12 protein-coding genes are annotated in these 14403 nt (G+C 45.5%); 5 read left to right on the top strand and 7 right to left on the bottom strand.

What is annotated here, in order from left to right:
- From AB4558_RS17555 to AB4558_RS17535, 5 genes are all read right to left on the bottom strand, one after another.
- The coding region (locus AB4558_RS17555; RefSeq protein WP_372158955.1) for a VWA domain-containing protein at positions 1-1447 on the bottom strand (1447 nt) is incomplete at its 3' end.
- On the bottom strand, positions 1440-2447 hold the full coding sequence (locus AB4558_RS17550) for a VWA domain-containing protein (RefSeq protein ID WP_104216238.1): 1008 nt from the start codon (positions 2445-2447) through the stop codon (positions 1440-1442). The genes AB4558_RS17555 and AB4558_RS17550, both read right to left, overlap by 8 nt.
- Entirely contained in the window at positions 2440-2925 is a 486-nt protein-coding gene (locus AB4558_RS17545) for a DUF4381 domain-containing protein (protein WP_102428541.1), read from the bottom strand. Before AB4558_RS17545 ends, AB4558_RS17550 begins: the two co-directional genes overlap by 8 nt.
- Positions 2922-3848 (bottom strand): DUF58 domain-containing protein, encoded by a 927-nt coding sequence (locus AB4558_RS17540; protein WP_136978420.1) that lies wholly within the window; start codon positions 3846-3848, stop codon positions 2922-2924. The genes AB4558_RS17545 and AB4558_RS17540 overlap by 4 nt, the downstream gene beginning before the upstream one ends.
- Before the next feature lie 10 nt (positions 3849-3858).
- Entirely contained in the window at positions 3859-4815 is a 957-nt protein-coding gene (locus AB4558_RS17535; RefSeq protein ID WP_017060045.1) for a MoxR family ATPase, read from the bottom strand.
- Positions 4816-5271: 456 nt separating this feature from the next.
- Between AB4558_RS17535 and AB4558_RS17530 the strand changes: the two genes are divergently transcribed.
- Both AB4558_RS17530 and AB4558_RS17525 read left to right on the top strand, forming a co-directional pair.
- A complete protein-coding gene (locus AB4558_RS17530; protein ID WP_065583801.1) occupies positions 5272-7188 on the top strand; it encodes a methyl-accepting chemotaxis protein in 1917 nt (638 codons plus the stop codon).
- A 208-nt stretch (positions 7189-7396) separates the two neighbouring features.
- The gene (locus AB4558_RS17525) at positions 7397-7597 is read left to right on the top strand and encodes a hypothetical protein (RefSeq protein ID WP_010431457.1); all 201 of its coding nucleotides are present in this window, start codon (positions 7397-7399) and stop codon (positions 7595-7597) included.
- A gap of 258 nt (positions 7598-7855) precedes the next feature.
- On the opposite strand, the gene malK is transcribed toward AB4558_RS17525, so the two are convergent.
- Complete coding sequence (gene malK, locus AB4558_RS17520; protein WP_017060047.1) at positions 7856-8968, bottom strand: maltose/maltodextrin ABC transporter ATP-binding protein MalK; 1113 nt, start codon at positions 8966-8968, stop codon at positions 7856-7858.
- A 664-nt stretch (positions 8969-9632) separates the two neighbouring features.
- On the opposite strand from malK, the gene malE reads away from it, so the two are divergent.
- The 3 genes from malE to malG all read left to right on the top strand — a co-directional run bounded on the left by malE (position 9633) and on the right by malG (position 13372).
- The gene (gene malE, locus AB4558_RS17515) at positions 9633-10817 is read left to right on the top strand and encodes a maltose/maltodextrin ABC transporter substrate-binding protein MalE (RefSeq protein WP_017060048.1); all 1185 of its coding nucleotides are present in this window, start codon (positions 9633-9635) and stop codon (positions 10815-10817) included.
- Positions 10818-10898: 81 nt separating this feature from the next.
- Entirely contained in the window at positions 10899-12470 is a 1572-nt protein-coding gene (gene malF, locus AB4558_RS17510) for a maltose ABC transporter permease MalF (protein WP_017060049.1), read from the top strand.
- Between the two features lie 11 nt (positions 12471-12481).
- Positions 12482-13372, top strand: coding sequence for a maltose ABC transporter permease MalG (gene malG / locus AB4558_RS17505; protein ID WP_017060050.1), 891 nt, complete (start codon positions 12482-12484; stop codon positions 13370-13372).
- A gap of 561 nt (positions 13373-13933) precedes the next feature.
- On the opposite strand, the gene AB4558_RS17500 is transcribed toward malG, so the two are convergent.
- Positions 13934-14179, bottom strand: coding sequence for a hypothetical protein (locus AB4558_RS17500; RefSeq protein WP_017060051.1), 246 nt, complete (start codon positions 14177-14179; stop codon positions 13934-13936).
- Positions 14180-14403 lie beyond the last annotated feature (224 nt).

The raw sequence follows: 14403 nt of genomic DNA, 5'->3' as shown, positions 1-14403 counted from the left end.
GACCTTGCTGACCTTGCTGATCTTGCTGATTTTGGTCTTTCTGGTCTTTGGCGTCAGAATCGTCTTGCTGTTGCTGTTGCTGTTGCTGTTGCTGTTGCTGTTGCTGTTGCTGTTGCTTCTGAGCCTGTTCGACAATCTCTAGGTTCTTCTTGGCATAAGCATGCTCAGGGTTGCTTTCAAGAATACGTTGATACTCTTGGATCGCTTGGTCGTACTTACCTTGTTGGGCTTGAGCGTTAGCAAGGTTGTAGCGAGCATCTTCACTAGAAAGCTCTTGCAGCGTCTGCTCTGCGGCTTCGAAATCACCGGCTTTGTATTGAGCAATGCCTTTCCACTCTTGTTGGGTGAACTGTTCAGCAGCTTGTTGGAAGTCCTCGTCCTGATACAGCTGATAGCCTACTTGATCATTGGTTTTCCACGGGTTCGCAAACGCAGTATTTGGTTGGCTAAAAGAGATAACTCCAGCTAAGGCACACCAAATAATCCCTTTCCTGAATAATCCAAGTGCCGGAAGTAATAGCAAAGGCAGTAACCAGAAACCGTTGTTCACTCTGGTGTTGAGTGAGTTCTTGGTCTTGGTTACTTCCGATGTTGTTGCAACGCGGTCGAGGTAGCTCGCGATGTGTTCAACATCTGAGTTATCAAATTGAACTTCAGTGAACGTGCCACCATAGCTGCGTGTAAGCTCGCGCATGTTCTTCAAGTTGGTTCTTGCCACCACGGTTTGTCCTGAGTCGCTTTGCAGCATCGACCCCGTAGGTAACGAGATTGGCGCACCGTTTTCACTCCCTACAGCTAGAATCGACAATGTCCAATCGTTGCCAGAGAGTAGGGAGTCGATCTGCTTCTTCTCTTGGTCATCGATGTCATCAGCAATCAATACCAAATCACCTTGGTAGATCTTCGCGCGAGTCATCATATCAATCGCAAGCTTAACGGCTGATGCGGCATCACCACCTTGATAAGGCATGATATCTGGCGATAGGTTAGGCACTAGGTTTTTGATGGTGTTGATGTCTGACGTTAGCGGGCTAATGGTGTAAGCATCCCCAGCATACGCCACCATGCCTGTTAGCCCTTCTTTCCACAATGAAAGCAGATCCAGAGCCTTGTATCGCGCTTGAGTTAAGCGATTCGGCTTAATGTCGGTGGCATACATAGACATCGACATATCCATGATCACAACTCGTGCCTGCGTTTTTTCAAAGCTCGGCTGTTCGTTTTTCTCGAAGCTTGGTCCAGCTAATGCAATAACGCCGACCAGCCACCAAATACCGAAGTAAGTACTGCGATTTTTCGATGGCTTACTCGATTCTGGTGCCAAGTATCGCGCGATGTGTGACGCGAGTAATCCTTGCTTAGATTGTGTCTTGCTCAGCCACCAAATAGCGGGCAGCACGACAAGCGCCAAGAACCAATATGGGTAGATAAAAGTAAAGTTAGACATTGTTTCTCCTAATGGCTAACAGCATAAATGCGAAGAACATTGCCGCCGACAGTGGCCATACAAACCACTCTTGTTGCGGTCGCCAGATCTTAGTGGCGTTCGTCACGGGCTCTAACTGGTTAATGGTGTCGTAAATCGTCGCTAACTCTTTGCTGTCACGCGCTCGGAAGTACTGACCGCCGGTGCGTTTGGCAATTTCTATTAGTGTACGTTCATCCAAGTCTTGAGCAGTATTGACTTTGCGCGTCATGAAGAACTCTTTGACCATCATCTCGCCTGCACCGACACCCACGGTGTAAATCGTCGCGTCGTATTTCTTTGCAATATCCGCCGCTTCTAATGGGTCTAATACCCCGGCGGTATTACTGCCGTCGCTGAGTAGAATCATTACACGTTGGGGCGCATCGCTATCGACAAAGGTTTTGGTGGCAAGACCAATACCATCACCAATCGCGGTTTGAGTACCAATCAGTTTTAACACCGCTTGATTGAGCTGTTGTGAAAGCGTATCTCTATCTAGCGTAAGCGGGGTCTGCAAGTAGGCGTGATCAGCAAATAGTACCAATCCGACTCGGTCACCTTTACGACGCTCAATAAAGTCACTCAACACGCGTTTCACCGCCGACAAGCGGTCGATGTATTCGCCATTGAACTGCATGTCTTCTTGGCTCATCGAGTAGGAGAGGTCGACAACCAACATTAAATCACGATGCTTCGGCTGAAACTCCACCGGTTCGCCATACCATACAGGGCGTGCGCTCGCCGTAACCAGCAGAAGCCAGATAATCACGGACAACGCCTTTGGTAAGCGACTGCTCGGTGTTTTGGTATTGCTGTCTTCTGGCAGAAATGGAAGCCTTAGGGCATTGCTCGATTCTGACTTTGGTGAGAACAAGTAAACGAGCAACGGTAGTGGCGCGATGAAGAACATCCACCACCAAACGAACTCGATGTTTAGCAAGTCCCCGCTTAGAAACATAGGGCTTAGAAAATCACTCATAACGACCTCGCTTTGGAGGAAGTGCTTTACGAAGCCAAGTTTCGCAATCATTAACTAATTGTTGTTGAGCCTTTTTCTGTTCGTCGTTCATAAGGGCTACATCTTGATAGAGCGCTTGTTGCCACTGGGATTGTTTTGCTACAAATAACGGCTTCGCCAATTGCGCATCTAAGAACTTCAACCAATCATCACCAGACAAACCTGCAATTTTTTCACGAGGGAAATAGCTCAGTGCTGCTTGACGAAGGATGCGTTGTGCTTTGCTCGGAGACAAGCCATCTTGGGACTGACTATTACTAAAGTAAGACAGCGCTTCTTGTTTCGCCTGTTGATTGTTTTTTCTACGTTTTAGAATGAAAAACACCAAGGCAATCAGGAAAATGGCTGTGATAATGACTGCCCACCAACCCCACGCCAAAGGCCACCAAGTCGGGGCGTCTGGCGCAATAACCGGACTTAAATCTAAGGGCTGTTTCATGACTGAGCTCCTGATATCTGGCTCATGAGTGACTGCGCACTCGACAGCGAGCTATAGGGTATAGCGAGAGACAACCCCATCTGTTGCAGCTGCTGTTTCTTAAGCGAAAAAGCATGGTTAAGCTTTTGCTTTTCTTTATTAGAAGAGAAATTAAACCATTGAGTTTTGCTACCATCGGTGACCTGTTTAGAACCTTTATAGGCGGTTTCACCTTGCTCTAGCGGATCGTAGAAATGCACCAGACGTACTCTGTTGTGCCTCCGAATTTGACTGATAAGTGAGTAGTCACTTTCTTGGTAACGCACAAAGTCACTGAGCATAATAATATCGCTTCCTTTAGGGCAAAGCTGGTGCAGAGATTTCAGCCCATGCTCTAAGGTCGTGTCATTATGATTGTCGTGATGAGTCAGCGCTGCATTATTGATTTCTATGACTTTTTGCAAAATACGCAGTGGAGCATGGTTGCTTGCACTTGGCTTGATCTCAATGACCTCTTTGCCAGTATCGATCACCGCGCCAATTCGATCTTTTTGAGCCACAGTAAGCCAGCACAGTTGGCTAGCAAAGTGTGCAAGTTGAACCGATTTCAGCAACAAGGTTGAGCCGAAAATCATACTGCTTGATAGATCCAAGAATAAAATGACAGGCTGTTCTCGTTCTTCAGAGAAAAGTTTGGTATGCGCTTTGCCCGTTCTGGCTGTTACACGCCAATCAATGCTGCGAATGTCATCTCCCGCTTGATATTGACGAACTTCAGAGAAATTCATCCCGCGACCTTTACGGTTGCTCTCGTGTTGGCCGTTAAGCTGTGACCAAAGGCTCTTGGCGGGAGGCAACCAGCGAACAGACTGCGCTTTGTATTGCAGCAGCTCATCCAGATTTAACGTGACGCCGTCACTATGGTTGGGTAGTTGATTATTCATGCGCGTATCCCTATGCGCTGCCAACCAATGAAATAAGGTGTGCGATCACTTGGTTTGCGGTGACACCTTCAGCTTGTGCGTGGTAGCTGCGCAGTAGACGGTGGCGTAACACAGGGAATGCCATCGCTTGAACGTCTTGTGGCGTGACGTAATCTCGTCCTGCAAGCCAAGCGTGAGCGCGGGCACAACGGTCTAACGCAATGGTTGCACGCGGGCTGACACCCATGTCTAACCATTGATCAAGTTGGTCACTGTATTGCTTAGGTTGGCGAGTCGCCATAACCAGTCTGATGATGTACTGCTCAATGGTGTCTGCCATGTGAGTGTTGAGCACTTCTTGGCGCGCTTCAAAGATCGTTTGCTGAGATATCTGTTGTGGCTGAGCTGATTCGTTACCTTGAGCCTCACCACGGTTGAGTCGTAAGATCTCAAGCTCGCTTTCCATATCTGGGTATTCAACCTCTAGGTGAAGCAAGAATCGGTCTAACTGAGCTTCCGGTAGCGGGTAAGTCCCTTCTTGTTCAATTGGGTTCTGTGTTGCCATTACCAAAAATAGCTCAGGCAGCGCATAGGTTTTTCGACCGGCAGTTACTTGTTTTTCTGCCATCGCTTCCAGCATTGCCGCTTGAACTTTCGCCGGAGCACGGTTGATCTCATCCGCTAGAATCAATGAGTTGAAAATCGGGCCTGATTGGAAAGTGAACTCCCCAGTCTCAGGGCGAAAAATGTCGGTACCCGTCAAATCAGCTGGCAACAGATCGGGAGTGAATTGAATACGGTGGAAGTCACCCTCAACACAGTCAGCCAATGATTTTACTGCGCGAGTTTTTGCTAAGCCGGGAGGTCCTTCAACGAGGATATGACCATCTGCTAAAAGGGCGATCATCAGTTGCTTAACGAGCTCTTTTTGACCAATGATTTGAGACTCTAGATAGTTTTGAAGGACTTCGAAATTTGTTTTGTGCATTTTGGACTCTCTGGGTATCCATTTGATTTTTATTTTGAGTATTGGTCACTGATTTCGAGGAAAAAGTTCCAGTACATTTGCGTAATTTATTTTTTCAAAATTGGAAATATTTACAAGTGGTTAGCTAAAAACATCGTTAGGTTGTGATTATTACTATATCAATTGGTTTTTATATACAAAAGCTCGGCGGTGGGGAGTGGTTTGAGTTCGGTTGGGTCTCAGGGGGTGAGAACTAAAATTGACTCTCGACAATGCGGTATTTGCTTAGTTAATTCATGCTCAAGGTGAATATTTCTAATTGTTACATCATATTTGCAGTTTTTTGAGAAGAAAGTCTCTAGTTTTATTGGTTGTGGCCGATACATCACTCAGATTGTGCATTGCTTGTTGGAGTGCACTAAAAAAGTCCTGTTCAGGGTATACCAATAACGAGCGATTCTTTTTAAAGGTCCAAATATGTTTAAAACTAACTCTCTGAGTATCAAGCAAAAAGTTGTACTTGGAATTACCTTTGCGGTTCTTGCATCGACAGTGATTGTCGGCGCAATGGCACAACAACAAGCAAGAGATGTATTAAGTCATCGATTGATCGATATTGAACTTCCAGGAATGCTAGAGCGAATCAATGGTGAAATTGACCGAGAAGTCTCTCAGCTATTACTAGCGGCGGAGCAAATTGCTTCAAATGAATTTATTTCTGATGCTATCGAATCGACCGATCGCGATCCGGCACTAGAAAATAAACTGGTTAAACAGCTGAACAATGTTCGTAACCAGTATCAGTTGAACGATGCCTCAGTGGCGAACCGTCAAACGGCTTACTACTGGAACCAAAATGGTTTCCTGCGTCAGTTAAACCAACAGCAAGATGGTTGGTTCTTTGGCTTTACGCAATCTGGACAGCCGACCATGGTGAGCATGTTCCAAGAAGCCAATGGCGAAGTGAAGATGTTTGCTAACTACCAACAGCCTTCTGGTTTGGCTATGTCTGGTCTATCAAAGTCGATGGATGACATGGTTAACCTGCTGAACGGTTTCAAGATTGAAAATACCGGTTTTGTCTTCTTAACCGATAGCCAAGGTGATGTTCAAATTCATCGCGAGCGTTCTCGCAGTGACTCTTCACTTCAACAACTTTACGGTCCTCAAGCAAGCCAACTACTGAACAAGTCGGGCTTCAACCTGATTACTACAGAAAGCCAAGGCCAAGAGCTGTTCGTGGCGAGCTTGTATGTGTCTTCAATGGACTGGTTCGTTATTGGTGTGGTACCAACCGGTGAAGTGTTTGCTGAGCTTGATGCGACTGCGCAGAAGATGCTGATCATGACTGCGGTTGTGGCGTTAGTCTTTATCCTAATGGGCGTAGTTCTGGCGAACAGCATTACTCAACCGATCAAGCTTTTGGCTAAGCGTTTCGGCGACTTAGGTGAAGGCGACGGTGACCTTGCACAGCGTATCGAAGTGAAAGGCAACGATGAAATTGCACAGCTTTCAAAAGGCTTCAACGGATTCATTGAAAAGATTCACGAGTCGATGAAAGAGGTGTGTTCGACAAGCCAAGCGCTTCAAGTGGCGGCAGAGAGTGTTTCTAGCAAAGCCCACATCACCCACGACAACAGCCAAGAACAGCGCGACCAAACGCTTCAAGTGGTGGCTGCAATTAACCAAATGGGTATGACCATCAGCGAGATTGCATCGAACGCGGCAACCGCAGCAGAAACGGCAACTCAAGCTTCAGGCAATACGGAAGTAGGCCGCTCTGTGGTGAACAAAGCAAAAGACGCGATCAGTCGTTTGGCGCAAGATATTGAAAGCACAGGTCAGGTAGTAGAGCAACTGGCTTCTACAACTCAAGACATCGGCTCTATTCTGGGTGTTATCCGTGATATTTCAGAGCAAACTAACTTACTTGCACTGAACGCTGCGATTGAAGCCGCACGTGCCGGTGAACAAGGTCGCGGTTTTGCTGTCGTAGCAGATGAAGTACGTAACCTAGCAAGCCGTACTGCAGATTCAACGGAAGAGATTCAGAAGATGATCAACCAACTGCAAAGCGATGCTAAAGATGCGGTAACGGCAATGAGTGCGGGTAAGGTGATTACCCTTGAAGGTGTATCGGCTTCGGATGAAGCGGTAGACGTGCTGAGTGGCATTTCAGACCGTATCGTTGATATCACAGACCGTAACACTCAAGTGGCAACGGCAACGGAAGAGCAATCAACCGTAGTTCACACCATCAACCAGAACATTGAAGAGATTAACGCAATCAACGAAGTGACAACGAGCACGGCTGAGCAACTTGCTGAAGCGAGCCAAGAGCTTCGTGATCTATCGTCTCGTCTAGATAAGATGGTTGGTTTATTTAAGCTTTAATTCTTTCAAGCTGTAACATGGCTTAGAAAGGGATATAGACGAAGAGCTGGATTCATTTCATCGTGAATTCAGCTCTTTTTATTTACGGGCTTGTTTTCTTCTAACTGACGTTCGCTTGATCTGGTTTCGGGCTTTGCACTCAATCGCCCTAGCATCATAGGGCGTAAATGAGTAAAATCTGGTTAGGTTTAATATTTAGGTAAGTATCATGAGCGATTTTGAAAAAGAACTAGAGCAGATGACTCAAGAGATGGGCGATGAGCCTGAGGTGAAACTGCCATCACTTGAAGAGCAAAAAGCAATTGTTGCTGAGTTCAAGCGACTAGAAGCGGAAGGCAAACTGACTCCTGAAGTGTTAGAGAAGCATTTTGGCCAGTTCAACAAACAGAATGATACGCCAATTCACTAAGTTGATTTAGACAGGTTTCATGTCTGAAAGAAGTGATATTAGCGGTTGGGTTCATAGCCTAACTAACAGATAAAGGTCTAGCGCTTGCTAGACCTTTTTTATTGCCGCTAGCGAAAGACCGAGTGGCTGACTCATGAACTATTCAATGTAAGTGAAACTCGTATCCAACACATAAAAATATCCAGCACATAAAAAAATCCCCCTTACTGAGTAAGAGGGATTCGATATGGGCAAGTTATATCCTAAAAGGCTAAGCGATTAGTCTGTGCCGTATTCTTTGTACAAACGACGACATGCGCGGCCATCGCTGTGGAACAGGTGACAACGGTGCGCTGGAATACCAATCGCCAACTTGTCACCTGATTCGATTTTCAACGTGTCTGGCTGGCGATAGATAACATCAGCATCGGCACTTTCAAGGTTTAGGTAAACCTGAGTTTCGTTACCTAGTTTCTCTACCATCATCACGTCAGCTTCAATCGTCGCGTCACCTGATTCAGCAGACATCAAGTGTTCAGGGCGAATACCCAGAGACATACGATCGCCAGCATTGACAGTCGTACCATCAACAGGGATCCAGAAAGTCATGCCATTAGAAAGTTGTACCAATACGCGTTCTGCTTCAGCTTGTTCAATGTGTACCGACATGAAGTTCATCTTCGGTGAGCCAATAAAGCCAGCAACGAAACGGTTTTGAGGGTAGTGGTAAAGGTCAAGCGGCTTACCGACTTGAGATACATAACCACCATCCAGAACAACGATCTTATCCGCCATTGTCATCGCTTCCACTTGGTCGTGGGTAACGTAGATCATGGTACAACCCAGTTGACGCTGTAGCTTGGTGATTTGCGAACGCATTTGAACACGTAGCGCGGCATCTAGGTTTGATAAAGGCTCATCAAGTAGGAATACGTTTGGTTGAGAAACCAGAGTACGACCAATCGCAACACGTTGACGTTGACCACCAGAAAGCGCTTTAGGTTGGCGCTCAAGAAGGTGACCAAGCTGAAGGATTTCTGCAGCATGTTCAACGCGTTTGTCGATCTCAGCTTTATTTGCGTTTGCTAGCTTAAGACCGAAAGACATGTTGTCGTATAGGTTAAGGTGAGGGTAAAGCGCATAAGACTGGAATACCATACCTACGCCACGCTTTGACGGTTCAACGTCATTCATGCGTTGGTCGCCAATGTACAAATCACCAGACGTAATGTCTTCTAGACCTGCGATACAACGTAATAGCGTCGATTTACCACAACCTGATGGTCCAACGAATACTACGAATTCACCTTCGTTGATGTCTAAGGTTACGTCCTTAGAAATCTGTACATCACCATATGATTTATAAACGTTTTTTAACGTGACACTCGCCATCTAGCTTGTCCTCGATCGATCAAATTTTAAGTTTTACTGCTTATCATTATAAGAAATTTTTGGGTCAGCAGTAACTGTAGGAATTGGTAAGTATTGAGTGAGTAAGAAAAAAGTGGGTGAGACTTGGCTTCTTTAACCAAGCCCACCCGTCATAGCCAAACTGATGCCCATTTCCCCCACATCCAGCTAAACCTCCCCCGTGATTCAATCACAGATTTAGCTCGATGCTAATATAAGACACCAGCGGGCAGTGAAGCCAACTAAATGAATAATGCGTCAACGCATAACACTTGCCGGTAAAGGGTTCTTACTATCCACTCTTGGATGAATGCAGTTTCGGTGAATTGGCGTAAGGGTACATCCTCCTAATGGAAAATTAACTAGGGGGAGTAGGAGGGGAGGAGTAGATAAATGGGGTTATTAATAATTGGCGATCCAGTTCAAATAAATCCACCGCGTAACGGTGATGTTGATCACGATGAGTATACGTTTTGTGATTGCAGTCTCTAATCTGACCGGATGGCGATCACGAATTTAAGCCATAATAGCTAGGGCGTAGTGGCTAGGATGATGAGCTAGGGTCTGTTTTCTCAGATCATAACCTCCGAAAACTGGCTCGTCTTGGTAGATGTGCCCTACGTATAAATATAAAAAGGATATTCACATGAAAAACGCTCTAAGCGCTGTAGCTCTAGGTACAATAGTTGCTCTGGGTTCTTTTGGTGCAAATGCTGCTATCGAAGAAGGACAACTAACAATCTGGGTAGGTGGTGACAAAGCTTATGAAGGCATGGCTGAAGTAGGTAAACGCTTCGAAGAAGATACTGGTGTTAAAGTAACCGTCGCTTTCCCTGACAAGCTAGAAGAGAAATTCCCTCAAGTAGCAGCAGCTGGCGATGGCCCAGACATGATCTTCTACGCACATGACCGTTTTGGCGGCTATGCAGAAGCGGGACTTCTTGTTGATATCAAACCTTCTAAAGAAACTAAAGAAGGTATCGTAGACTTCGCATGGGACGCTGTTTCATACGAAGGTAAAACAATCGCATACCCTGTTGCTGTTGAGTCAGTTTCGCTAATTTATAACAAAGCGCTTGTTCCTAACCCACCTAAGTCTTGGGAAGAAATCCCAGCACTTGATGCTGAACTTAAAAAAGACGGCAAGAAAGCGATCATGTGGCCTCTACGTGGCGGCGCTTACTTCACATGGCCTCTACTTGCAGCTGACGGCGGTTACGCATTCAAACAGACTGCAGAAGGTTACGACATTAAAGATGCGGGCGTAGCGACTGATGGTGTTCAGAAGTCTCTAGGTTTCATCGAGAAGATGGTACAAGACAAGGTTATCTCTGCAGACATGGATTACTCAGTTGCTGAGTCTGAATTTGTTGCGGGTAACGTTGCAATGACAATCAACGGCCCTTGGGGTTGGGAAAACATCAAGAAAGCTGGCGTAGATTACGGCGTAACAACACTACCTAAGTTCAACGGTAAAGCGTCTAAACCTTTCGTTGGTGTATGGGCAGGTGGTATCAGCACTGCGTCTCCAAACCGCGACCTAGCTGTTGAGTTCATGGAAAACTACCTACTAACAGATGAAGGTATGAAGAGCCTGAACGACGACAAGCCACTAGGCGCTGTTGCTCTTAACTCTTTCCAACGTCAACTAGACAGCGATACTCGTATTGCAGCAACAATGGACAACGCGATGAACGGTGAAATCATGCCTAACATCCCTCAGTTCACAACATTCTGGTACAGCATGGAAGAAGCGATCGGCAACGTAGTTGACGGCCGTCAATCAGTAGACCAAGCACTAAAAGCTGCTGAAGGTCGTATGGTTAAGTAACACCCAGGCACTACCTTTTAAGGAGAGGGTAACCTCTCCTTACTTTTCTATTTTTTATCTATATCGCTAGCAGGTTCCTCTATGCAGTCAGTTCAAGGTACAGATGCTATCCCAGCACCATCAAGCCTTCCAGGCAGTAAAAGCGTCTTCATTAAATGGGGGTTGCTTGGTAGCGTTGGCTTAATAAACGGCTACGCTACAATTCTAATGTATTCTCGCGGTGAGCTCGCTTTTGCGCTGCTTACAGTGATCTTAACGGCTTTGGCACTTTACATTTTTGGTAGTAAAAAAACTTACGCCCACCGTTATATTTACCCAGGTATTGCCGGAATGATCTTGTTCATTCTTTTCCCATTGGCATACACCGTAGGGCTTGCGTTTACTAACTACAGCGCGAAAAACCAACTTTCTCTAGAGCGCACTCAAACCGTTCTTTTAGACCGTTCTTTCCAAAGCGGTGAGAGCTACCCATTTACTTTGTACAAGACAGATGACGGTCACCAGATCGTTGTAAAAGATGGCGATCAACTGTTAGCGACTGACGTATTTTCTCTAGACAATATGACAGAAACAGAGATGGACCTATCTGTTATTGAGTCTGCGCAAGGTGAAAAAGAGAAGATCAAAGCGATCATTCAAAACCGAGCAGCAATCAGTGGTGTTGATTTCAATCTACCTGACGGTGGTGACATCCGCATGAGTGGCTTACGTAAGTTTGCTTCTGTTGCTCCGCTTTACACGCTACAAGACGATGAAGAAACGTTAATCAACAATGAAACGGGTGAAGTTCTCAAGCCAAATATGGATGTGGGTTTCTACCAGCCTGTTGATGCAAATGGTGAGTTTACGGGTAATACCATCTCTCCAGGTTTCGTGGTTAGCATTGGTACGCATAACTTTGAGCGTGTATGGAAAGATGACGGCATTAAAGAACCGTTTATCAGCATCTTTATTTGGACGGTTATCTTCTCGGTATGTACCGTAGCGTTCACGCTAGTTATCGGCCTTGTATTGGCTAACATCGTGCAATGGGAAGAGTTGAAAGGTCGTTCTATTTATCGTGTTCTACTGATTCTGCCTTACGCCGTACCCGCGTTTATCTCGATTCTTATCTTTAAGGGTCTATTCAACCAAAGCTTTGGTGAGATCAACATGGTGCTCGAGAATATCTTCGGCTTAAGCCCGAACTGGTTCTCAGACCCTATCTTAGCGAAAACCATGGTGTTGATGGTTAACACATGGCTAGGTTTCCCTTACATGATGATTCTATGTATGGGTCTGCTTAAAGCGATTCCTGATGATTTATACGAAGCGTCAGCAATCGATGGTGCGAACTTCCTTGATAACTTCAAGCGCATTACGTTCCCATTGATGATTAAACCGCTTACACCGCTATTGATTGCAGCGTTTGCCTTTAACTTCAACAACTTCGTAATGATTCAACTATTGACGAACGGTGGCCCGAACATGATTGGTACTTCTGAGCCAGCGGGTTACACAGACTTGCTTGTAAGCTACACGTACCGAATTGCATTCGAAGGCGGCGGCGGTCAAGACTTCGGTCTAGCAAGTGCTATCGCAACGCTTATCTTCCTATTGGTTGGTGCACTAGCGTTACTAAACCTTCGTTTCACTAAACTGTCTCAAGATTAAGGAGCACGACAATGGCTATGGTACAAGGTAAAGGCCTTAAATACCGAGTGTGGGCAACGCATGCAGTGTTGTGGTGCTTCTTGGCAATGATTATCTTCCCACTACTGATGATCATCGCGATCTCGTTCCGTGAAGGTAACTTCGCAACCGGTAGTTTGATTCCAGATAACCCATCATTGGAACACTGGAAGTTAGCATTGGGTATGTCAGTAACGAACGCAGATGGCTCGGTAACGTCACCTCCGTTCCCTGTGCTAACTTGGTTATGGAACTCAGTGAAGGTTGCAGGTATCACATCGATTCTGATTGTGACACTGTCTACGACATCGGCTTACGCGTTTGCTCGTATGCGCTTTAAAGGTAAGAACACAATCCTGAAAGCGATGATGATTTTCCAAATGTTCCCAGCAGTATTGGCTCTAGTAGCAATCTACGCGCTGTTTGACAAACTTGGTCAATACATTCCGTTCTTAGGCTTGAACACACACGGTGGTCTAATCTTCTCTTACCTAGGTGGTATTGCACTGCACGTATGGACGATTAAGGGTTACTTTGAGACGATTGATAACTCTCTGGAAGAGGCAGCAGCCCTTGATGGTGCAACGCCTTGGCAAGCATTCAGACTGGTTCTACTACCGCTGTCTGTGCCAATCCTAGCGGTTGTGTTTATCTTATCTTTCATCGCGACAGTGGGTGAGGTGCCAGTAGCGTCTATCCTACTTACAGATGTGAACTCTTACACGCTAGCAGTAGGTATGCAGCAGTACCTATACCCTCAGAACTACCTATGGGGTGACTTTGCGGCAGCGGCTGTACTATCAGCACTTCCGATTACTATCGTGTTCTTACTTGCTCAACGTTGGTTAGTTGGTGGTTTGACGGCAGGTGGTGTAAAAGGATAAGCTGTACTCTATAAGAAAGAAAAAGAGCGACCGTTAGGTCGCTCTATATTGGCATTTTTATTACATCATTTGGTTTGGCCGCCGATCAGTAATAAAAATAACCCTCAGGTTACGCATAGCTGGCTACTAATCAGGTTCCTTACGCTATTAATGATTAGTGGTTTTTGTAACTCTAACCCAGGTATTTACTTGGGTTTTTTTATGCCTGCTACTTTTTGTTTTTTGTGTCAGCGTTACTCGTTAACTATCGCGCTCATATCTACTTTAAAACCCAAAGTTTCGAGTTACTTCTCTCCTAAATACCGACCACTTCATTTTGGTTACTTGTAGAAATGAACTAGTCTCACAAATCAGACACTCAGTATAAGTGGCTGTTGTACTATTGATATGTTGTGAATATTCCAATGCGTGATACTTCAATGATTTGTATGCAACAAAACCTGAAATTGCACTGAAAATGTATGGGTAAGCGAGAGGTAGTTACAGAATATTCAAGTGACATTCATGAGGGTTATGGAGGTAGGTTTATTTATGCTTCTGGTTTTTGGTGGGACTTAGAAGTTAGAACTCTTTACTAGAAGGAGCACAACCTAAGTGTTGCAATAGCACATAGATGCTTTCTTGATCGAGTGCCACGCGACGAAATAGATCGGCAAATGTCGGATCTCCACCGAAACACGTTTGGATATAGTGGTTGATTTCATTGCTGTCGTAGCCTTCGACGTACAAAGTTCTAACCCATTGGTACTCAACAGCCTTTAAATTGTTCAGTGTAGACTCGCTAAGAGTGGGGCGTATGACGCTCAAGAGTGGCTCCAAGAAATTCAAATGTATCTATTATGATTGGCGGTATTTAATCAGAGCAAAATGACGACTTTATTACAGTCAAAATAAATCAGTGAACAAGTGCCGATTCATTTCAACCTTTGGCTGGGTATCACGCTCTTATCGTCTGTATTGGGTGTGCAGCGGATTTGGCTGTGTAGAGCACGAAGGTATCAAATAGATCAATGCCAAGCAGGCGCTTGGCA

It is taken from the genome of Vibrio sp. 10N.222.51.C5 (genome assembly GCF_041474575.1).
GTDB classification, from domain to species: Bacteria; Pseudomonadota; Gammaproteobacteria; order Enterobacterales; family Vibrionaceae; genus Vibrio; species Vibrio crassostreae_C.
The sequence above is the reverse complement of the archived record's forward strand: the minus strand, read 5'-3'. Positions and strand labels throughout refer to the sequence as shown.